Raw genomic sequence first — 20,329 nt, 5'->3', positions numbered from 1 at the left:
AATGTCTTCACGAGAGCGGCACCATCGGGAGGAATAATCCCGACGTGCCCAGCGTCCTCGCTGTGTTTTTCTTCAAAGGAACCTCGCCCCAGACCATTCGGCCCGGAGACGGGGTATCAACATATCTGGCGTTGACTTTTGGCACGCTGTTGAGTTCTCAAGGAACGGAAGCTTCCTTCGAGACCGTTTCACCGGCCCCTCCGGGCTTTCCCTTCGTTGTCTCCAGCTTAGCAGATCCGATTTCCTTCTCTGCCACCCTCTGGAGGGGGTTTCGCCTTGGCGTTTCCGCCCCGGCGCATTCACTACGTTAGCGGATTCCTTCGCGCTTTGCGAATTCAGCCGATTCCTCGATTCGGGCGCACGAAAATGCATCCGAATCTTCGGAAGAGTGTCGACGTAGTGGATGGCCGCCGATCGGAGGATCCGGACGAACCGGACGCACCGTCTCAAGCGGCTTGGGCTACGTTACGCAGGAGCGGCAACAGAGTCAAGCTCCGCCGCCGCTCAAACGTCGAAAATCAGCCGACGCCGACAACGTCAGCCGGCGACCACCTCGACCGCCGCGAGGCTCTTCTTGCCGCGCCGCAGGACGAGCCAGCGTCCGTGCAGCAGATCGTCCGCCCCGGGAGCCGCGTCCTCGTCGGTCACCTTGGCGTTGTTCACGTAGGCGCCGCCCTCCCGGATGGTGCGGCGAGCTGCGGACTTGCTGGCGACGAGCTCGACCTCGGCGAAGAGGTCGGCGACCGGGGCCAGCTCGGACACCTTGGCGTGGGGCAGTTCGCCAAGAGCCGCGGCAAGTGTGCGCTCGTCGAGCTCACCGAGTTCGCCCTGGCCGAAAAGAGCCTTGGAGGCGGCGATGACGGCGGAGCACTGCTCGGCGCCGTGGACCAGGGTGGTGAGTTCCTCGGCCAGGGCGCGCTGGGCCGCGCGGGCCTGCGGGCGCTCCTCGGTCTGCCGCTCCAGCTCCTCGATCTCGTCCTGCGACCGGAAGCTGAAGATGCGCAGGAACTTGGACACGTCGCGGTCGTCCGCGTTGAGCCAGAACTGGTAGAAGGCGTACGGCGTCGTCATGTCGGGGTCGAGCCAGACCGTGCCCGACTCCGTCTTGCCGAACTTGGTGCCGTCGGCCTTGGTGATCAGCGGTGTGGCGAGAGCGTGCACAGAGGCGCCCTCGACGCGGCCGATGAGATCGATGCCGGCGGTGAGGTTGCCCCACTGGTCGCTGCCACCGGTCTGCAGGGTGCAGCCGTACCGGCGGTGGAGCTCCAGGAAGTCCATGCCCTGCAGGATCTGGTAGCTGAACTCCGTGTAGCTGATGCCGGCCTCGGAGTTGAGCCGGCGGGCGACCGCCTCCTTGGCGATCATCTTGTTGACCCGGAAGTACTTGCCCACGTCCCGCAGGAACTCGATGGCGGACAGGCCCGCAGTCCAGTCGAGGTTGTTCACCATCACGGCGGCGTTCGGGCCCTCGAAGGAGAGGAAGGGCTCGATCTGCGCGCGGATCCGCTCGACCCATCCGGCGACGACGTCCGCGTCGTTCAGCGTCCGCTCGGCGGTGGGCTTGGGGTCACCGATGAGTCCGGTCGCACCGCCGACGAGGGCGAGCGGCCGGTTGCCGGCGAGCTGGAGCCGCCGGATGGTGAGGATCTGCACCAGGTTGCCGAGATGGAGACTGGGCGCCGTCGGGTCGAAGCCGCAATAGACCGTGACCGGGCCGTCCGCGAACGCCTTGCGCAGTGCGTCCTCGTCGGTGGAAACGGCGATCAGCCCTCGCCACCGCAGCTCGTCGACGATGTCCGTCACGGTTCTCGTGTCTCCTAGAGTCGGTCGGTGCCTCGTACCCGTTGCGTACGGAGTCTTACCGAGACTACGCGTTCCGCTCGACTCCTTTTGCGCCTCCCTGTACGCGGCGGCGCGGTGTGTGGGCGCGGTAGGGACTGACGGTGGGGTCCCCGTCGATGTAGAAGCGCCAGGGGTGGGCCGCTCCTTCTCCTCCGACGCCGGTGCGCGGGCCGCTGCGCACGGACGCGCGGTCGGCGGGGGTGCCGGCCAGGACGCGGAAGGGGGAGGCCCCGGGGTCGTCCGGGCAGACGTCGGCGCCGTTGAGGGTGCGGTCGACGTCCAGGGCGGTGGCCAGGCGGGCGGGCCCTTGGGCGAGGTCGTGGGGGCGCCGGGAGCTGACCCGGCGGGTGCGGGCGAGTTCGGCTCCCTCGATGATCTCGCCGCCGCGCAGCAGGATTCCGCTGGGGTTGCCGCCGGGGCCGCAGACGATGTTCAAGCAGTGCCACATACCGTAGGTGAAGTAGACGTACGCGTGACCGGGCGGTCCGAACATCACGGCGTTGCGGTCGGTGCGCCCCCGGTAGGCGTGGGAGCCGGGGTCGGCGGGGCCGGCGTAGGCCTCGACCTCGGTGAGGCGGAGCGCGATGGGACCGTCGTCCGTCGTGCGTACCAGGATGCGCCCCAGGAGGTCGGGGGCGACCTCCAGCACCGGGCGGTCGAAGAAGGACCGGTGCAGGGGGATGCTTTCGGGAGCCGCGATCATGCGGTACGAGAGTAATGGAACCGTTCGGGGTGGGGCCGCGTTCGTAAGGACCGAGGCAACCGCCAGTAAAGGGAGAGGGACATCGTGGGCTTCAAGAAGCTGCTTGCGAGCTTGGGTGCCGGGGGCGCGTCGGTCGAGACCGTGCTGAGCGAGCCGAATGTGGTGCCGGGCGGTGTGGTCCAGGGCGAGGTGCGCATCCAGGGCGGCTCGGTCCCGCAGCGCATCGAAGGGCTGTCGGTGGGCCTGCAGGCCCGGGTCGAGGTCGAGGGGCAGGACACCGAGTACAAGCAGGACATCGAGTTCCACCGGCAGCAGCTGGGCGGCGCCTTCGAGGTGCAGCCGGGTGCGGTGCACGTGGTGCCGTTCGGGCTGGACATCCCGTGGGAGACCCCCATCACGACCTTCCTCGGCCGTCACCTGACGGGGATGAACGTCGGCGTGACGACGGAGCTCGCGATCGCCCGCGCCGTGGACTCCGGTGACCTGGACCCCATCAACGTGCACCCGGTGCCCGCGCAGCAGGCGCTGCTCGACGCGTTCGGCCGGCTGGGCTTCTCCTTCAAGAACGCGGACCTGGAGCGGGGCCACATCCGCGGCACCCGGCAGCGGCTGCCCTTCTACCAGGAGATCGAGTTCTTCGCGCCGCAGCAGTACCGCGGCATGAGCCAGGTGGAGCTGAGCTTCATCGCCGACGGCCACGAGATGGACGTCGTCCTGGAGATGGACAAGAAGCCGGGACTGTTCAGCGAGGGCAGCGACGCCTACCGCTCGTTCACCATGGACCTCAACAACTTCCAGGCCACCGACTGGGCCTCGTACCTCAACCAGTGGCTGGCCGAGGTCGGTGGGAAGCGGAACTGGTTCTAGGATCGGCCGGGGACAGCGCTTTCGCGATCAGGAGGTACCCGAGGTGACCGAGCAGAATCGGCGACCGCTCCCCCATGACTTCCACCCGCCGGTGCCGTCGTTCACGGTCGTGAGCGACGACATCGAGCCCGGTGGCACGCTGAAGGACGACCAGGTCCACGCCGAGGGGAACCTCTCGCCGCACCTGCGGTGGGAGGGCTTCCCCGAGGAGACCCGCAGCTTCGCGGTGACCTGCTACGACCCGGACGCGCCCACGGGCAGCGGCTTTTGGCACTGGGTGCTCTTCGACATCCCGGCGTCCGTCACGGAGCTGCCGGCCGGCGCCGGCAGCGACGGCTTCAAGGGGCTGCCCGAGGGCGCGGTGCACGTCCGCAACGACTACGGCACCCGGGACTTCGGCGGTGCCGCCCCGCCGCCCGGGGACGGGTCCCACCGATATGTGTTCACGGTGTACGCGGTGGACCAGGAGAAGCTGGGCCCGGACGCCGATGTGTCGCCCGCGGTCGTCGGCTTCAACCTGCGCTTCCGCGCGCTGGCCCGCGCCCATGTGATCGGCGAGTACGAGAACCCGGGGGCGTAGTCCCCCGCGGCCGGTAATTCCGTTGCGCCCCGGCGCTCCCGCACGCACAGTGGTGTCTGCCTGGTGACCCAACCGTCACCGGGGGTCGGCACCGCAGTGGCGGGGGCGGCGGGGCGTTGCGCTGTGCGGTTCTCGCCGCGCGACATGCCAGCTGTTCGCCGGAGTCCGGTCATGCGCCCGGGCGTCCGCGCCGACTGCCGCGCCCCGGGCGCCCGCGTTCCCCACGGGGGGCGGGCGCCACGGGGTGGCGGGCGATGGCCGTTCCCTTTCCCGTTTCCTCCTGTTCGCTTTGACGTGCGGAAATTGCGTTGTCCGCACGGGTATGGCCCGGTCACAGTGGAGCCACTTCGCCACACGGCGAGGACGGACCAGAGGGGTGGGCGAAATGCGGGAGACGCTGGTACTGAACGCGACCTTCGAGCCGCTGTCGACGGTGTCGCTGCGGCGGGCGGTCGTGCTCGTGATGCAGGACAAGGCCGTGGTCGAGCAGGCCCACCCCGGTCTGCGCATCCGTGCGGCGGCCGTGGAGGTGCCGGTGCCGCAGGTGATCCGGCTCTGCCGGTACGTGAGGGTGCCCTTCCGACAACGGGCCGCCTGGTCGCGGCGGGGGGTGCTGGTGCGGGACCGTCACCGGTGCGCCTACTGCGGCCGGCGGGCGACGACGGTTGACCACGTCCTGCCGCGTTCGCGCGGGGGCGGGGACACATGGCTGAACACGGTGGCGTCCTGCGCCGAGGACAACCACCGCAAGGCGGACCGGACTCCGGAGCAGGCGGGGATGCGGCTGCTGACGCAGCCGTTCGAGCCGACGCCGACGGACGCGCTGCTGCTGGCGCTGGGCCTGAAGGACCGTGAAAACGTGCCGGAGTGGCTCGCGCTCCCGGCGTGACCGGCGTGCGGGGCGGTCGTCCGGCTACCTGACGAGCAGCTGGACGATCGCCGCGATGCCGACGACGACGATGACGCCGCGCAGCGCGGTGGGCGGCAGCCGGCGGCCGATGCGGGCGCCGATGACACCGCCGAGGGCGGCGCCGGCGGCGATGAGGCCGACCGCGGCCCAGTCGAAGTCGGCGACGAAGAGGAAGAAGACGGCGGCGACGCTGTTCACTATCAGCGCGAGGACGTTCTTGGCCGCGTTGACTCGCTGCCAGCTCTCGTCGAGCAGGACGCCCATCAGGGACAGGTAGATGACGCCCTGGGCGGCGCCGAAGTAGCCCCCGTAGACGCTGGCGAGGAGCAGTCCGAGCGGCAGCAGCGCACCGCCGTGCTCGGGCGCCTGGGTGCCGTTGCCGGCCCTGCGGGCCTGGAGGGCGCGGGAGAGCCGGGGCTGGACGACGACGAGCACCAGGGCCACGCCGATGAGGATCGGGACGATGGTGTCGAAGGCCGTCGAGGGCAGGGCCAGCAGCAGTGCGGCTCCGCCGAGTCCGCCGCACAGGGCGGCGGCGGCGAAGCGCAGCAGGCGGGTCCGCTGGCCGCGCAGCTCGCGCCGGTAGCCGATGGCGCCGCTGAGCGAGCCGGGCACCAGGCCCAGGGTGTTGGACACGTTGGCGGTGACGGGCGGCAGGCCCACGGCGAGCAGGACCGGGAAGGTGATCAGCGTTCCCGATCCCACGACGGTGTTGATCGTGCCGGCGGCGACGCCTGCCGCGAGGACGGCCAGGGCTTCCCAGAGCGACATGTGCGGCCTCCGTGATCGGTGCGGCTGCTCCCCGCCGTCGAGGCCGGGAGGAGCGCACGGATCATGTCACAGGCGGGCCGGCGTGCCGGACGGCGCTTCAGTCCTTGTCGAGCCGGGGGGTCTCGCGGCGGGGGCCGCCCTCGCCGCCCGGACCGCCGCCGGCGCCGGGGGCGCCGGGCAGGTTGACGATGCCGCCGAGGCCCTTGAGCGCGTCATTGAGCTCGCTGGGGATGATCCAGAGCTTGTTGGACTCGCCCTCGGCGATCTTGGGGAGCATCTGCAGGTACTGGTAGGCGAGCAGCTTCTGGTCGGGGTCGCCCTCGTGGATGGACTCGAAGACCGTGCGGATGGCCTGGGCCTCGCCCTCGGCCCGCAGGGCCGCGGCCTTGGACTCGCCCTCCGCGCGCAGGATCGCGGACTGCTTCTCGCCCTCGGCGGTCAGGATCTGGGACTGCCGGATGCCCTCGGCAGTGAGGATGGCGGCGCGCTTGTCGCGGTCGGCGCGCATCTGCTTCTCCATCGAGTCCTGGATGGAGGTGGGCGGCTCGATCGCCTTCAGCTCGACGCGGTTGACGCGGATGCCCCACTTGCCGGTGGCCTCGTCCAGGACGCCGCGCAGGGCCGCGTTGATCTCCTCGCGCGAGGTGAGGGTCCGTTCCAGGTCCATGCCGCCGATGATGTTCCGCAGCGTGGTGACGGTGAGCTGCTCGATGGCCTGGATGTAGCTGGCGACCTCGTAGGTGGCGGCCCGCGCGTCGGTCACCTGGTAGTAGATGACCGTGTCGATGTTGACGACCAGGTTGTCCTGGGTGATCACCGGCTGCGGCGGGAAGGGCACGACCTGCTCGCGGAGGTCGATGCGGTTGCGGATGGTGTCGATGAACGGCACCACGATGTTGAGGCCGGCGCTCAGCGTCCGGGTGTAGCGCCCGAAGCGCTCCACGATGGCGGCGCTGGCCTGCGGGATGACCTGGACCGTCTTGATGAGCGCGATGAAGACGAGCACCACCAGGATGATCAGGACGATGATGATCGGCTGCACGTCCACTCCCACGCCGTTTGCTGCTGACTGTCAGTACGAAGACATGATCAAGTCTGGCAGACCCCCGCGGGAGGCGGGCCGGGTTCGGCGAATTCCCGTTCCGGATCCGGTGCGGGGATCGGGCCGGATCAGATCACGACGGCCGTCGCGCCCTCGATCTCGACGACGTCCACACTCTCGCCCGGGTCGAAGTGGCGGCCGGCGTCGAGGGCCCGGGCGGACCAGACTTCGCCGTTGAGCTTGATGCGGCCGCCCTGCCCGTCGACCCTTTCCAGGACGACGGCCTGGCGGCCCTTGAGCGCGTCGATGCCGCTGCGCAACTCGGGCCGCTGCGCGCGGTTGCGGTTGGCCAGGGGACGCACCACGGCGATGCCCGCGACCGAGACGATCACGAAGATCAGCACCTGCGGTGTGATGCCCAGGCCGAGCCCCGCCGCGACGGCGGCGGCCACGGCACCGACCGCGAACATCCCGAATTCGGGCATCGCGGTCACCACGAGCGGAATACCCAGCCCCACGGCAGCGATGAGCCACCACAACCAGTCGTCCACGCGTCCATGGTAGGGGCCGGAGTGGATCTGTGACAGGGTGCGACGGCTCTCCCCCGGACCGGTCCTACTTCAGGGGCAGGCCGTTGGCGGTCCAGCGGTCGCCGCGGCGCTCGACGACGAGCGGCAGGCCGAAGCAGAGGGACAGATTGCGGGAGTTCAGCTCGGTCTCCATGGGGCCGGCCGCCACGACCTTGCCCTGACGGATCATCAGGACGTGGGTGAAGCCCGGGGCGATCTCCTCGACGTGGTGGGTGACCATGATCATGGAGGGCGCGATCGGGTCGCGCGCGAGCCGGCCGAGCCGGCGCACGAGGTCCTCGCGGCCGCCCAGGTCGAGGCCGGCGGCCGGCTCGTCGAGGAGCAGCAGCTCGGGGTCGGTCATCATGGCGCGGGCGATCAGGGTGCGCTTGCGCTCGCCCTCCGAAAGGGTGCCGAACCTGCGGTCGAGGTAGTCGCTCATGCCGAGGCGGTCCAGGAAGGCGCGGGCCCGGTCCTCGTCGACCTGCTCGTAGCTCTCCTGCCAGTGGGCGGTCATGCCGTAGGCGGCGGTGAGCACGGTCTCCAGGACGGTCTGCTTGCGGGGCAGCTTCTCGGCCAGGGCGACGCCGGCGATGCCGATGCGGGGCCGCAGTTCGAAGACGTCGACGCTGCCCATCTTCTCGCCGAGGATCTGGACGGTGCCCGAGGTCGGGAAGAGGTAGCTGGACGCGATGTTCAGCATGGTCGTCTTGCCGGCGCCGTTCGGGCCGAGGATCACCCAGCGCTCGCCCTCGGCGACCGACCAGGAGACCTGGTCCACCAGAGCCCGGCCGTCTCGGACCACGGATACGTCCACCAGCTCCAGAACATCGCTCATGAGCGCGTTGTCTCCCAATTCCCGATCGCATGTCTGCCGTCGCGGGCGCCTGTAGGCACCGCCCCCAGGGAAATCTACGCCACGGCCGCCCTGCCCCAGTCCTTAGGCTGGGGGGATGCTCGATGAACCTCGCTCAGGACGGTTGGCGGCTTGGGGGAATGCCCTGATTGCCGGACTTGCCGCACCGGACGACGCCGCTCAGGAAGTGATCGCGGGAGATTCGGCCCACCGTATGTCGGGGCTGCCCGGGGAGTCCGCCCCGGTGGGGCTCACTCTCGGTCTCGGCAGGCTGCGCGCCCTGGGGGTGACCGGGCTGCGGGTCGCGCTGCCGGTGCCGGGCCACCCGCTGGGGCTGAGCGGGCCCCCCGAGTTCAACGCGCGCGCGATGGCGGCCGGGGAGGCCGTCGTCGCGGTGGGCGGCCCCGCCATCGGCTTCGTGCCGGAGGTCACGGAGGTCGGCCCGCGCGGGGACGTGCACGTGGGGGTGGAGTGGCAGTGCCTGGAGGTGCGCGATGCTCCCCCGGCGGACGTGCCCTCCCTCGGGGAGGCCGAGAGGGAGCTCGCGGAGGCCCTGCGGGACGCCACGGCGGCGCTGGCCCGGCTGGACGTGGCCGGGGCCGGTCCGGCGGCCCAGGCGGCGCTGGAGGCCTACCGGTCGCGTGCCGAGCGCGGGCGCGAGGTACTGGCGCCGGGCTATCCGCCGCGGGCGGTACGCGTGCTGGAGCTGGCGCAGCGGGTCGGCGCGCTGGTGGCCATCGCCACGGGCGCCCACACGGAGCACGGCGGGGCGGTGAGCGCCTCGGAGATCGCGGCGCGGGCGGACCTGCTGCGGCCGGTGGAACGCACCGCGCGGCGGGCGCAGGTGGCGGCCTACAACGCGTTCGTGGAGGAGGCGGAGCGCCGGCGCGGCTGAGCCGCGCTGCCCCGCCGGAACGTGCAAAGGGCCCCGTGGACGGTGTCGTCCACGGGGCCCCTCGCGGCGTCAGTCGTTGAAGCAGACGTTCCCGATGGCCGGGTTCAGGAGCCCGATGACGTCGATGGTGTTGCCGCAGACGTTGACCGGGATGTTCACCGGCACCTGGATCACGTTGCCGGACAGCACGCCGGGCGAGCCGACGGCCGCGCCGCCCGCGTGGGAGCCGGCGAACGCGGTGCCGGCGGTGCCGGCGGCGGCCGTACCGGCGGCGGCGATGACGAGGGCGGCCTTCTTGGCGCTGTTCATGAGAGCTGTTCCTCCTGTGATTCCGCGGTCCCAGGTCGCGGGGCCGCATTGTGGGAACGCGGCGACCGGGGCGGTGACACGGGCCCGCTGCCGGAAACCTCCGTACGGCGGAACTCGTGGGCGGGAACAGTCAGCAACGGGCAGTAATGAGCGGAAAATGAGACCGGCCCCGGAGGTGGTCCTCCAGGGCCGGCGGTCACTGCCGGACCGCGGCCGGGCCGCGGTCACATGGTCACTTGTTCAGGCAGAAGTTCCCGATGGCCGGGTTGAGCACGCCGATCACGCTGATGGTGTTGCCGCAGACGTTGACCGGGATGTGCACCGGCACCTGGATCGTGTTGCCCGAGACCACGCCGGGGGAACCCTTGGCGACGCCGTTGGCGTGCGCGCCACCACCGGTGTGGGCGGAGGCGGCACCGGCACCGACCAGGGCGATGCTTCCGGCGACCATGGTGACGGCGGCGACCTTGTGCAGGTTCTTCACTTTCTTGACCCTCCTTGCATGTGGTGCCGCGGCACTCGCCGCAGCACGCCATGAAGAACGGGGCAGGCGCGCCCAGGTTGCGCCATCCGGGCGACATACACCCGACGGTATGAATCTCAGTCCGGACGGTGACGATCGGCTTGTCCTACCGCCGGGGCGGCCGCCGGCCTTCTGATCAGGTCCCGATGCCGTGCCGCACGGCCCACAGCGCCGCCTGCGTCCGGTCGGACAGGTCGAGCTTCATCAGGATGTTCGAGACATGGGTCTTGACCGTCTTCTCCGACAGCACCAGGGCACGGGCGATCTCCCGGTTGGAGCGGCCCTCGGCGATCAGCGACAGCACCTCGCGCTCCCGTTCGGTGAGCGCGCCGCCGCGACCCTGCCCCGAAGCCGGCTCCTCCTGGGAGAGCAGTACGTCGGCGACCTCCGGCTGCAGCAGCACGTGCCCGGCGTGGACAGAGCGGATGGCGCCCGCCAATGCGTCGGGGTCCACGTCCTTGTAGACGTAGCCGGCGGCGCCGGCGCGCAGGGCGGGGACGACGGTGCGCTGCTCGGTGAAGCTGGTGACCACCAGCACCCGTGCCCTGCTGCCGGACTCGCGGAGGCGGCGCAGTGCCTCGATGCCGTCGGTGCCGGGCATCCTGATGTCCATCAGGATCACGTCGGGCGCGAGCTCCTCGGCGCGCCGCACGCCCTCGTCGCCGTCCGCCGCCTCGCCGACGACCTCGATGTCGGGCTGTACTTCGAGGAAGGTCCGCAGGCCCCGCCTGACGACCTGGTGGTCGTCGACCACCAGGACGCGGATCGCCCGGTCCTCCTCCGCCTCCAGGCCCTCCCCGAAGCCCTCCCGGCCGTCGCTCCCCTGATCACCCACCGGGCACCTCCATCTCGATCACGGTGCCCTTGCCGGGCGCCGACTCCACCGTCAGGGCGCCGCCGACCCCGTCGGCCCGGTCGCGCATCGAGACCAGGCCGAGGTGGCGCCCGGCACGCCGGACCGCCGAGGGGTCGAATCCGCGGCCGTCGTCGGTGATCCGGAGCACCGCTCCCCTGCCGCGCGCCTCCAGACGCACGGTCACCGAGCTCGCCCCGGCATGGCGCAGCGCGTTGTGCATGGCCTCCTGGGCGACGCGCAGCACCGCCTCCTCCTGGGCGGCGGGCAGGGCCCGCACCTTGCCGTGGCTGAAGGAGACGTGCGCCGTGTGCGCGCGGCCGAGGACCTGGGCCTGGGTGCGCAGGGTGGCCAGCAGCCCGTCCTCGTCCAGGGCGGCGGGGCGCAGCTCGACCACCACCGCGCGCAGTTCGTCGGCGGCCTCGGCGGCGAGCGCGGCGACCTGCCGCAACTCCTCGCGGGCGCGCGCCGGGTCGCGGTCCACCAGTGCGGCGGCCGCCTGGGCGGTGAGCCGCAGCGAGAAGAGCTTCTGCGAGACCGCGTCGTGCAACTCGTGCGCGATGCGGGCGCGTTCGCCGGCGAGGGTCAGCTCGCGGCTGCGCTCGTACAGGCGGGCGTTGGTGAGGGCGATGGCGGCGTGCGCGGCCAGGGTGCGCAGCAGCTCCTCGTCCTCGCCGGTGAAGGCGCACCCGCCCCCGTCGGGCCGCGGGCCGCGTTTGTTGGCGAGGAAGAGGGCGCCGAGGATCTCGTCGCCGTCGACCACCGGCATGCCCAGGAAGTCGCTCATCTCGGGGTGGGCGGAGGGCCAGCCCCCGAAGCGCGGGTCCGTACGGACGTCGGCGAGCCGCTGCGGGTCGGCCTCGTGGAGCATCGCGGCGAGGATGCCGTGCTGGCGGGGCAGCGGGCCGATCGCCCGCCACTGGTCGTCGCTGACGCCGTCGACGACGAACTGCGCGAAGCCGCCGTGGTCGTCGGGCACGCCGAGCGCCGCGTATTCGGCGTCGAGCAGTTCACGGGCGGAGGCGACGATGGTCTGCAGGACCTCGCGCACCTCCAGGTGCCTGCTCATGGCGAGTACGGCCGCGCTCACCGCCTCGACACCGCGACGGGATGACCGGCTGTGCATGGCTTCACCGTACTGGCGGGGCGGGAGATCCGGGATCGGCCGCGGGACCGGCGGGACCGGTCCCGCGGACCTAGGCCGAAATGCCCGTACGGCCGCCCTGCGGCCGCCGCCGGCGCACGAACGGGACGGGGAGGGCGGAACGCCCGGGAAACGGCCGGAGAACGGGGTACGCAGGGTGGCCGATCGGTGACACGGCGCCACGGGCCTGTGAGGCACCGCATAGGACGTGCGTCACGTCCGAAGGACGGTAGTAGATCGCGGGGCCGCCGGACCGCCCGTAAGAGGGGCGTGTGGCGCCTCCTGGCGGCCGGCCGTCTACGACTTCGGGTAGTAATGCCGGGCTTTGCCCGGGAATTTCTCGCGGGCTAAGAATGCTCGGGTCGCTCCGCGCCGCGTTGGACACGTGGCGCCTCTCTTTGCCCCGTGCAGAGCGGAGCGCAGCCGAATGGAAGAGGTAACTCCCCCATGCAGCTCCCGACGATCCCGTCTTTCGACCGTCTGACCAGGGCCCACAAGTACTCCGCCGCGGGCATCGCCGCCGCCGGTGTGGGCGTCCTGGCGATCACCGGCGTGACCGGGAGTGCCGGTACGGCCCAGGCCGAGCAGGCCGCCGCCGTGAAGGCCGCCAAGGCTGCGAAGGCCGCGCACGCCGCACACGCCGCCCATGTGAACGCGGTGGCCGAGAAGCACGCCGCCCACGTCGCCCACCAGGCCGTGGTGCTCAAGAAGCACGCCCAGCACGTCGCCCAGGTCACCGCCAGGACCAAGGCGCACGCCCGGCACGTCGCCCATGTCGTCGCCGCGCGCAAGGCGCACGCCGAGCGCGTCGCCGCCGAGGCCCAGCAGCGCCGCGAGGAGCAGCAGGCCGCCAACCGCAGCCACGAGCGCCGGGCGCTCGTACCGCAGCAGAAGCAGGCCGCCCCGCGTGCGCAGGAGAGCACGGCCACCGCCGCGGCGGTGCCGAGCGGCAGCCCGCAGGAGATGGCGCGGCAGATGGTCGGCGACGCGCAGTTCCAGTGCTTCTCCAGCATCGTGACCCGCGAGAGCGGCTGGAACCCGCAGGCGGTCAACCCCTCCTCCGGCGCGTACGGCCTGGTCCAGGCGCTGCCCGGTTCGAAGATGGCCTCCGCGGGCGCCGACTGGCGCACCAATGCGGCCACCCAGATCAGGTGGGGCCTGAACTACATGAACGAGCGCTACGGCAGCCCGTGCGGCGCGTGGTCGTTCTGGCAGGCGCACAACTGGTACTGATCCCGCGGGACAGGCACCGGACAGCACAAGGGCGGCGGATTCCCGGTCGGGGGATCCGCCGCCCTTGTGCGCGGCAGCGAAGTGCGCGAGACCCTGTGCGCCTTACTTGCGCATGACCTCGGGCTCGTGGCGCCGCAGCAGCCTCAGGACGAGGAAGCCGCACACCAGGCCGATGCCGAGCAGGATGCCCATGTCGGTGCCCCATTGTGCGGCCGAGTGCTCCCACAGCGGGTCCAGGTTGTCGGGCTTGGCCGGGTCCCACGGCGGCATCAGGTGAGCGAGGTCGAGGGTGGCGCCGATGGCGCCGACGGCCCAGCGGGAGGGCATCAGCCAGGCGAACTGCTCCAGGCCGACGGTGCCGAAGATCTGGAAGAGCACGCCGGTGAAGACGACCTGGACGATCGAGAACATCACCAGCAGCGGCATGGTCATCTCGGCGGTCCTCACCAGCGAGGAGATGACCAGGCCGAACATCATCGAGGTGAAGCCCAGGGCGATGACCGCCAAGGCGACCTCGGCCGCGGGGAAGCCCTTGACGACCAGGCCCTCGTCGGGCAGCTTCCGCGCCGACAGGCCGATGGCGCAGATGATGACGCCCTGCAGGGCGCTGACCAGACCGAGGACGAAGACCTTGGAGAACAGGTACGCCGAACGGGACAGGCCCGTCGCACGTTCCCGTTCGTAGATCACCCGCTCCTTGATCAGTTCGCGGACCGAGTTGGCGGCTCCCGAGAAGCAGGCGCCCACGGCGATGATCAGCAGGACGGTGCCCGCGTCGGTGTTGAACTTGCCCGGCTCGCCGGGGAGGGTCAGGCCGTACTTCGCGGGGATGACGGCGCTCACCAGGCCGAGGACGGCCGGCAGCAGGATCATCAGCCCCATGTAGCCCCTGTCGGAGGCGATCACCGACAGATAGCGGCGGACGAGGGTGAAGAACTGCGGCACCCAGCCCTGCGGCTTGGGCGGCTTGGTCTGCTGCGGGGCGACGCCGACGGACTGCGGGGCGACCGCGTCCAGGTCCGCGGCGTAGATCTGGTAGTGCTGCGAGCCGTGCCAGCGTCCGGACCAGTCGTAGTCGCGGTAGCTCTCGAAGGCGGAGAAGACATCGGCCCAGGTCTCGTAGCCGAAGAAGTTCAGCGCCTCCTCGGGCGGCCCGAAGTACGCCACGGCGCCGCCGGGCGCCATCACCAGCAGCTTGTCGCACAGGGCCAGTTCGGCCACGGAGTGGGTGACCACGAGCACGGTGCGGCCGTCGTCGGCCAGGCCCCGCAGCAGCTTCATCACGTCGCGGTCCATGCCCGGGTCGAGGCCGGAGGTGGGCTCGTCCAGGAAGATCAGCGAGGGCTTGGTGAGCAGTTCCAGGGCGACCGAGACGCGCTTGCGCTGGCCGCCGGAGAGCGAGGTGACGCGCTTGTCCGCGTGCACGTCGAGCTTCAGCTCGCGCAGCACCTCGTCGATGCGGGCCTCGCGCTCGGCGGCCTTGGTGTCGCCGGGGAAGCGGAGCTTGGCCGCGTAGCGCAGGGCTTTGCGGATCGTCAGCTCCTTGTGCAGGATGTCGTCCTGCGGGACCAGCCCGATGCGCTGCCGCAGCTCGGCGAACTGCTTGTACAGGTTGCGGCTGTCGTAGAGCACCTCCCCCTCGTCGGCCGGCCGGTAGCCGGTCAGCGCGCGCAGCAGCGTCGACTTGCCGGACCCTGAGGGGCCGATGACGGCGACGAGCGACTTCTCGGGGACGCCGAAGGAGACGTCGTTGAGGATCTTCTTGGTGCCGCTGCCCTGAGGGACCGTCACCGTGAGCCGGCGCGCGGAGAAGGAGATCTCGCCGGTGTCGACGAACTCCTCGAGCTGGTCGCCGACGAGCCGGAAGGTGGAGTGGCCGACGCCCACGATGTCGTTGGGGCCCAGCAGGTGACGCTGGATCGGCTGGCCGTTGACATAGGTGCCGTTGTGGCTGCCGAGGTCGACGATCTCGTAGCGGCCGTCCGGGTGGGCGCGGAACTCCGCGTGGAACCGGGAGACCTGGAGGTCGGAGACGACGAGGTCGTTCTCCAGGGCGCGGCCGATCTTCATCACGCGGCCGAGCACCAGGTGGTGGAAGGTGGTCGGGCTGCGGTCGCCGTAGACGGGCGGGGCCGAGCCGATCCCGCCGGAGGGCCCCTGGGGGGCCGGGATGCGCGGCCGCGGCGCCTGGCCGCCGTGGGCGGGCTGCGGCACGTGCGGCTGCGAGCCGTTGCCGTTCCAGCCGTTCTGCGGCGCCGACGCGCCCCGTTCCGGCGCCTTCTGCACGGCGGGGCCCGACTGGCGGCCCTGCTGCGGCTGGGCGAGCGCGGTCTCGGCGCTGTAGATGTCACCGCCCGCGGACCGGCCGCCGCTGAAGAGCAGTTGCGGGCCGTCGTTGGCGTTGCCGAGGTTGACGGTGGCGCCGGCGGCGACCTCGTGGGCGTGGACACGCTGGCCCTGCACATAGGTGCCGTTCGTGCTGCCGAGGTCCTCCAGGACCCAACCGCCCTCCCCGCGCCGGATCGTGGCGTGCCGCCAGGAGACCCTGGCGTCGTCCAGGACCACGTCCGACTGCGGGTCCCGGCCGAGGCTGTACGACCGGGACGGATCAAGCGTCCAGGTGCGACCGTTCAGTTCCAGTACGAGTTCAGGCACCCCAAGCCCCACAAAGTCGTCCCCCGGGTTTCCCCCATGAGGGGAGTCTAGGGATTGCGGGCACCGGGAGGAACTGTTCCCGGCACGACCGCCCGGCGGGAATCCCCTCCTGCCTCAACGATGTGGACGGGCTGCCGGGAATCCGTTGACGCCGCCGAAACACCACCGGAGAGTGGTAACCGCCCGGGAACCGTGCGGATCATGACGGACCGGGGCATGGGCATCGCAGGCAGCACAGGCGGTCCGGACGCGACACCTCGGGGGCGGGCATGACGACGTACACCTCCACACCACCATCCGCCGCGCCCCGGCAGCCGCCGCGGCCGATCCCCTGGGGCAGCGTCCTGCTGTCCGCGATCGCGGCCGTCAGCTGGGCGTACCTGGCGATGGTGGGCGTGGCGGCGCTCGGGCTCCATCTGCTCGGGGCGGACACCGCGGGCTCGCTCGGGCCGATGACGGCCGCGGTGGTGGCCATGGCGGTGGGCGGCAAGGTGAGCCCGTCCGGGGACGTCGCGGTGTTCGGGCTCGACGGGGCGGGCGCGGCAGGCGCGATCGACATCATGCCGCTCGGGGTGGGACTGGTCGGGGCGCTGCTCCTGGCCTGGGTCTTCCTGCGCTCGCTGCGCGGGGCGGGCGTCACGGTCCCGGCCGGCGAACTCCTGGCGCGCGCCGGGACGGTGGCGGTCCTGTTCGTGGTGCTCCTCGGCGTCCTGGGCTGGGCGGGCGAGGACACCATCGCCATCGACGGGGCGGCACTGGGCGCCGGCAAGGGCTCCGGCGGGGGCGGCGGGCTGATCGACCAGCTGCCGGGGATCGGCGACATCGGCGGCGGGCTGGGCGACGGGCTGCAGGACCTCATCGACGCCAAGGCGTCGGTGAGCTTCCACGTGGACACCGGCCGCTCCCTGCTGGGTGGTCTGCTGTGGGTGCTGGCCGTGCTGCTGCTGTCGCTGCTCGCCTCGCGGCGCACACCGCTGCCGCCCGGCCTGGAGGCAGTGCACACGGTCGTACGCCCGGCGGCCTCGGCGCTGCGCTGGGTGCTGCTACTGGCCGTGGTCGCGGGGTGCGCAGCGGCCGGCTACGCGGCGGCCACCGGGGACGACCCCAAGCGGATCGCCGGCGCGGCGCTCCTCGGCGCGCCCAACGGGGTCTGGCTGGCGGTGCCCCTGGGGTTGTTCGTCCCCTGGAAGGGCACGGCCACCGGGGAGCTCGCCAAGGTGCTGCCCGACCCCCTCGACCGGTTGCTGACGGCCGGGGCCAAGGAACCGGTGACCATGGGGCGCCTGGCCGAACTCGACCACCGGGTCTGGCTGCTGACGGTGGCCGTCGCGCTGATGATGCTGGCGGCAGGGGCGCTGGCCGCGGCCCGCACGCCCTTGCGGGGCCTGTCGCGGGCGGGGTACGCGGGGCGGTGCGCGCTGAGCCTCGGAGCGGTCACGGGGCTCGCCTTCCCGCTGCTGGTGCTGCTCACCGGCGTCTCGGTGGACGCGGGACTGTCGGTGTTCGGCTTCGACGCCGTGGGTGCCGGGATCGACCTGCACGGCAGCATGCCGCTCGCGCTGCTCCTTGGCGCGGCCTGGGGCGCCGCGGCAGGTGGGACGGGGGCGCTGCTGGCACTGGCGACGGGCACAGCCGGGCGCAGGGTGTCGCCTTGCGTGCCCACGGGTCCGACAGCTCCGACAGGTCCGACAGGTCCGACGGAACACAGCCCCGCCGGAGCGCGTCCGGTGCCGGCGCAGCCGGCGGCCCCCGCGCCCATGGGCCCGCAGGACTCCGGGCGCACCTATCCGGGCATCGCCTACGAGCCCGGCCCCTACCTCCCCAGCCCCGGCTACCAGCCGCACGAGGAGGAGCCCAACCCGTACAAGCAGTCGCCTCCCTCCGACGCCCCGCACTCGGCGCGCACGGTCACCGGGATGCCACTGCCACCGCCGCCCGGGCCGCCTCCGGGCCGGCCGCCGGGGCCGCCCCCGCAGAATCCGCCGCCGCCCGGCGCGCCGGGACAGCGCCGCTGACCACGGGCACTGTCCGGCAGGCGGAACGCGTCTCCGTGCGGGTCCGGCAGCCCGATACGGTGGTGTCACCATGAACGACGCATCGCAGGCGATCACCACCCCCGCCGTCAACGTGCCGACCCTCCTGGTCAAGATCTTCGGCAAGGACCGGCCGGGTCTCACCGCCGGGCTCTTCGAGACCCTGGCCGGCTTCCAGGTGGACGTGGTCGACATCGAGCAGGTCGTCACCCGTGGCCGCATCGTGCTCTGCGCGCTGGTCACCGCGCCCACCGGGCCGGGTGTGGAGGGCGCGCTGCGGGCGACGGTGCACTCCTGGGCCGAGTCGGTGCGGCTGCAGGCCGAGATCATCTCCGGTATCGGCGACAACCGGCCGCGCGGTGAGGGCCGCTCCCATGTGACCGTGCTCGGGCACCCGCTCACCGCGGAGTCGACGGCGGCCATAGCGACCCGCATCACCGCGGTGGGCGGCAACATCGACCGTATCTTCCGCCTCGCGAAGTACCCGGTGACGGCTGTGGAGTTCGCGGTGTCGGGGGTCGCGACGGACGCGCTGCGCCCGGTGCTCGCCCTGGAGGCGCACCAGCGCGGCGTGGACGTGGCGGTGGTGTCGTCGGGGCTGCAGCGCAGGGCCCGGCGGCTGGTGGTCATGGACGTGGACTCCACCGTCATCCAGGACGAGGTGATCGAGCTCTTCGCGGCGCACGCCGGCTGCGAGGAGGAGGTCGCCGAGGTGACGGCACGGGCGATGCGGGGCGAGCTGGACTTCGAGCAGTCACTGCACGCGCGGGTGGCGCTGCTGGCGGGGCTGGACGCGTCCGTGGTGGACAAGGTGCGCCAGGAGGTCCGGCTGACGGCCGGCGCCCGCACCCTGATCCGCACGCTCAAACGCCTGGGCTACCAGGTCGGCGTCGTCTCGGGCGGCTTCACTCAGGTCACGGACGACCTCAAGGAGCGGCTGGGGCTGGACTTCGCGGCCGCCAACACCTTGGAGATCGTCGACGGCCGGCTCACCGGGCGCGTGGTCGGGGAGATCGTGGACCGTGCGGGCAAGGCCCGGCTGCTGCGGCGCTTCGCGGCGGAGGCCGGGGTGCCCCTGGACCAGACCGTGGCGATCGGCGACGGGGCGAACGACCTCGACATGCTCAACGCCGCGGGGCTCGGTGTTGCGTTCAACGCCAAGCCGGTGGTGCGGGAGGCGGCCGACGCCGCGGTCAATGTGCCGTTCCTGGACACCGTGCTCTATCTGCTGGGCATCACGCGCGAAGAGGTCGAGGCGGCCGACGCGCTCGACGGCGCGATGGACGCCTAGCCGCCTGCCGTGCGGGCCCGCCGCGCCGGGCCCGGCGGGTGTGCGTACCGCCCGGGGCCCGTCGCCGGTGTCCGCGGAGAGCGCTCAGTCGTGCGGGGACCAGAACTCGGCCAGGCGCCCCACGCCGTGCTCCACCGTCTTCCAGGGACCGGTGAAGGTGATCACGGCGATCGCCGCGGTGGGGAAGCCGGTGCGGTGGATCCGCGCGAGGGCGTCCCCCTCGCTGGTGCCGGCGAGGGCGTCGGCGAGGGCGTGGACACCCGGGTTGTGGCCCACCAGCAGCAGGTCGTCGACGTCCTCGGGGGTCTCGTTGAGCAGTGCGAGCAGGTCTCCGAGGGTGGCGTCGTACAGCCGCTCCTCGTAGACGGTCCGGGGGCGGTGCGGAAGTTCGTGGGCGACGAGCTTCCACGTCTCGCGGGTGCGGACGGCCGAGGAGCAGAGGGTCAGGTCGAACGGGATGTCCAGCTCCATGAGCCTGCGGCCGGCGACCGGCGCCTCCTTGCGCCCACGGTCGGCCAGCGGCCGCTCGTGATCGGGAACGGCGGGCCAATCGGCCTTGGCGTGCCGGAGCAGGACGATCCGGCGGGGCGATGCAGCTGCGCTCATGACCCTCAGCTTTCCAGAAAACCGCCCGGCAGGCGCGGGAGCGGCCCGGATCGCGGACGGCGTGCGGAGGTTACAGCAGGTGTTGCAGCAATGCCGGGAGCACCTCGGCGAGCCGGGTGAACAGGCGCGCTGCGGGTTCCGCGGCCGAGGCGTCCGCGGCACCGGGTCCGGCGGCGAAGGCGAGCAGCGCGGCAAAGGCGAGGGCGGGCAGCGCGACCGCCCACCAGGGCAGGCGCGTCTGCGCGGCGCCGGGCGCCGCGGCACGAGCGGTGCGGGGGCGCGGGGTGCGCGAAGGAACAGCCTGCGTGGACACGGGACCGCCTCCGAGGTGCGGGGTGCTGGTTGACCTTGCACCACGACGCTACGGAACCGCGGACCGCCGGCCCATCGGGTGGCCCACCCACTTGACCCTGACCCTGGCCCCCTAGGGGAGGTGGGGTTGTCCCTACCCCCGGCCCCGAACCGAAGGCCGGGAGCCGGGGTCAGCCGAACTTGGCGCCGATGGTGGCGATCACCGCGACGAGGGCGGGGACGGCGAGCATGAGGCCGAAGATGATCAGGAGCTTCTTCTGCGGCTGCGGGGGGTTGGGCTCGAGCACGGGCATGGGCCCAGTCTCGCACCGGCCCGCGGCGGGCCCGCATCCGGG

General features: G+C 71.8%; 22 protein-coding genes. 8 read left to right on the top strand and 14 right to left on the bottom strand.

Going from position 1 to position 20,329, the window contains the following annotated elements:
- Nucleotides 1-311: hypothetical protein (locus tag ACIP9H_RS14120; protein WP_401959194.1), on the top strand; the 311-nt coding region annotated here is incomplete at its 5' end.
- Between the two features lie 226 nt (nt 312-537).
- On the opposite strand, the gene tyrS is transcribed toward ACIP9H_RS14120, so the two are convergent.
- Together tyrS and ACIP9H_RS14110 are read right to left on the bottom strand one after the other, a co-directional pair.
- A complete protein-coding gene (tyrS, locus tag ACIP9H_RS14115) occupies nt 538-1,803 on the bottom strand; it encodes a tyrosine--tRNA ligase (protein WP_401959193.1) in 1,266 nt (421 codons plus the stop codon).
- Between the two features lie 64 nt (nt 1,804-1,867).
- Complete coding sequence (locus ACIP9H_RS14110; protein WP_401959191.1) at nt 1,868-2,545, bottom strand: DNA-3-methyladenine glycosylase; 678 nt, start codon at nt 2,543-2,545, stop codon at nt 1,868-1,870.
- Nucleotides 2,546-2,629: 84 nt separating this feature from the next.
- Between ACIP9H_RS14110 and ACIP9H_RS14105 the strand changes: the two genes are divergently transcribed.
- The 3 genes from ACIP9H_RS14105 to ACIP9H_RS14095 all read left to right on the top strand — a co-directional run bounded on the left by ACIP9H_RS14105 (nt 2,630) and on the right by ACIP9H_RS14095 (nt 4,881).
- On the top strand, nt 2,630-3,412 hold the full coding sequence (locus tag ACIP9H_RS14105) for a sporulation protein (protein ID WP_401584719.1): 783 nt from the start codon (nt 2,630-2,632) through the stop codon (nt 3,410-3,412).
- 43 nt (nt 3,413-3,455) lie between these two features.
- Entirely contained in the window at nt 3,456-3,992 is a 537-nt protein-coding gene (locus tag ACIP9H_RS14100) for a YbhB/YbcL family Raf kinase inhibitor-like protein (RefSeq protein ID WP_401584716.1), read from the top strand.
- 385 nt (nt 3,993-4,377) lie between these two features.
- Nucleotides 4,378-4,881 (top strand): HNH endonuclease, encoded by a 504-nt coding sequence (locus tag ACIP9H_RS14095; RefSeq protein WP_401959189.1) that lies wholly within the window; start codon nt 4,378-4,380, stop codon nt 4,879-4,881.
- 24 nt (nt 4,882-4,905) lie between these two features.
- On the opposite strand, the gene ACIP9H_RS14090 is transcribed toward ACIP9H_RS14095, so the two are convergent.
- From ACIP9H_RS14090 to ACIP9H_RS14075, 4 genes are all read right to left on the bottom strand, one after another.
- A complete protein-coding gene (locus ACIP9H_RS14090) occupies nt 4,906-5,673 on the bottom strand; it encodes a sulfite exporter TauE/SafE family protein (RefSeq protein ID WP_401584713.1) in 768 nt (255 codons plus the stop codon).
- A 97-nt stretch (nt 5,674-5,770) separates the two neighbouring features.
- Nucleotides 5,771-6,715: an SPFH domain-containing protein gene (locus ACIP9H_RS14085; protein ID WP_360912428.1), complete on the bottom strand. Its 945-nt coding sequence runs from the start codon at nt 6,713-6,715 to the stop codon at nt 5,771-5,773.
- 128 nt (nt 6,716-6,843) lie between these two features.
- Nucleotides 6,844-7,254: an NfeD family protein gene (locus ACIP9H_RS14080; RefSeq protein WP_401584775.1), complete on the bottom strand. Its 411-nt coding sequence runs from the start codon at nt 7,252-7,254 to the stop codon at nt 6,844-6,846.
- A 76-nt stretch (nt 7,255-7,330) separates the two neighbouring features.
- The gene (locus tag ACIP9H_RS14075; protein ID WP_360912426.1) at nt 7,331-8,122 is read right to left on the bottom strand and encodes an ABC transporter ATP-binding protein; all 792 of its coding nucleotides are present in this window, start codon (nt 8,120-8,122) and stop codon (nt 7,331-7,333) included.
- Between the two features lie 115 nt (nt 8,123-8,237).
- Here ACIP9H_RS14075 and ACIP9H_RS14070 point away from each other — a divergent pair, with 115 nt between their 5' ends.
- Complete coding sequence (locus tag ACIP9H_RS14070; protein ID WP_401959186.1) at nt 8,238-9,035, top strand: hypothetical protein; 798 nt, start codon at nt 8,238-8,240, stop codon at nt 9,033-9,035.
- A 69-nt stretch (nt 9,036-9,104) separates the two neighbouring features.
- On the opposite strand, the gene ACIP9H_RS14065 is transcribed toward ACIP9H_RS14070, so the two are convergent.
- From ACIP9H_RS14065 to ACIP9H_RS14050, 4 genes are all read right to left on the bottom strand, one after another.
- Nucleotides 9,105-9,344 (bottom strand): chaplin, encoded by a 240-nt coding sequence (locus ACIP9H_RS14065; RefSeq protein ID WP_360912422.1) that lies wholly within the window; start codon nt 9,342-9,344, stop codon nt 9,105-9,107.
- A 232-nt stretch (nt 9,345-9,576) separates the two neighbouring features.
- The gene (locus ACIP9H_RS14060) at nt 9,577-9,828 is read right to left on the bottom strand and encodes a chaplin (protein ID WP_401584704.1); all 252 of its coding nucleotides are present in this window, start codon (nt 9,826-9,828) and stop codon (nt 9,577-9,579) included.
- 175 nt (nt 9,829-10,003) lie between these two features.
- Complete coding sequence (locus ACIP9H_RS14055) at nt 10,004-10,657, bottom strand: response regulator (protein WP_401584773.1); 654 nt, start codon at nt 10,655-10,657, stop codon at nt 10,004-10,006.
- A gap of 37 nt (nt 10,658-10,694) precedes the next feature.
- Nucleotides 10,695-11,846, bottom strand: coding sequence for a GAF domain-containing sensor histidine kinase (locus tag ACIP9H_RS14050; RefSeq protein ID WP_401584701.1), 1,152 nt, complete (start codon nt 11,844-11,846; stop codon nt 10,695-10,697).
- A 465-nt stretch (nt 11,847-12,311) separates the two neighbouring features.
- On the opposite strand from ACIP9H_RS14050, the gene ACIP9H_RS14045 reads away from it, so the two are divergent.
- Nucleotides 12,312-13,097: a transglycosylase SLT domain-containing protein gene (locus tag ACIP9H_RS14045; RefSeq protein ID WP_401584698.1), complete on the top strand. Its 786-nt coding sequence runs from the start codon at nt 12,312-12,314 to the stop codon at nt 13,095-13,097.
- 102 nt (nt 13,098-13,199) lie between these two features.
- On the opposite strand, the gene ACIP9H_RS14040 is transcribed toward ACIP9H_RS14045, so the two are convergent.
- Entirely contained in the window at nt 13,200-15,752 is a 2,553-nt protein-coding gene (locus ACIP9H_RS14040) for an FHA domain-containing protein (protein WP_401959185.1), read from the bottom strand.
- A 269-nt stretch (nt 15,753-16,021) separates the two neighbouring features.
- Between ACIP9H_RS14040 and ACIP9H_RS14035 the strand changes: the two genes are divergently transcribed.
- Both ACIP9H_RS14035 and serB read left to right on the top strand, forming a co-directional pair.
- Nucleotides 16,022-17,767 carry a streptophobe family protein gene (locus tag ACIP9H_RS14035; RefSeq protein ID WP_401959184.1) on the top strand — a complete coding sequence of 582 codons (1,746 nt, stop codon included), beginning with the start codon at nt 16,022-16,024 and terminating at the stop codon, nt 17,765-17,767.
- A 70-nt stretch (nt 17,768-17,837) separates the two neighbouring features.
- A complete protein-coding gene (serB, locus tag ACIP9H_RS14030; RefSeq protein ID WP_401959182.1) occupies nt 17,838-19,076 on the top strand; it encodes a phosphoserine phosphatase SerB in 1,239 nt (412 codons plus the stop codon).
- Nucleotides 19,077-19,160: 84 nt separating this feature from the next.
- Here serB and ACIP9H_RS14025 read toward each other — a convergent pair whose 3' ends face one another.
- The 3 genes from ACIP9H_RS14025 to ACIP9H_RS14015 all read right to left on the bottom strand — a co-directional run bounded on the left by ACIP9H_RS14025 (nt 19,161) and on the right by ACIP9H_RS14015 (nt 20,287).
- Nucleotides 19,161-19,682 (bottom strand): SixA phosphatase family protein, encoded by a 522-nt coding sequence (locus tag ACIP9H_RS14025; RefSeq protein WP_401959180.1) that lies wholly within the window; start codon nt 19,680-19,682, stop codon nt 19,161-19,163.
- A gap of 70 nt (nt 19,683-19,752) precedes the next feature.
- The gene (locus ACIP9H_RS14020; RefSeq protein ID WP_401584683.1) at nt 19,753-19,995 is read right to left on the bottom strand and encodes a hypothetical protein; all 243 of its coding nucleotides are present in this window, start codon (nt 19,993-19,995) and stop codon (nt 19,753-19,755) included.
- 169 nt (nt 19,996-20,164) lie between these two features.
- Nucleotides 20,165-20,287, bottom strand: coding sequence for an SGM_5486 family transporter-associated protein (locus ACIP9H_RS14015; protein ID WP_319661286.1), 123 nt, complete (start codon nt 20,285-20,287; stop codon nt 20,165-20,167).
- Between the last annotated feature and the right edge of the window lie 42 nt (nt 20,288-20,329).

The sequence above is a fragment of the Streptomyces sp. NPDC088732 genome, assembly GCF_044751205.1.
Lineage (GTDB): Bacteria > Actinomycetota > Actinomycetes > Streptomycetales > Streptomycetaceae > Actinacidiphila.
This window is presented reverse-complemented; position numbering and strand designations above follow the sequence as displayed.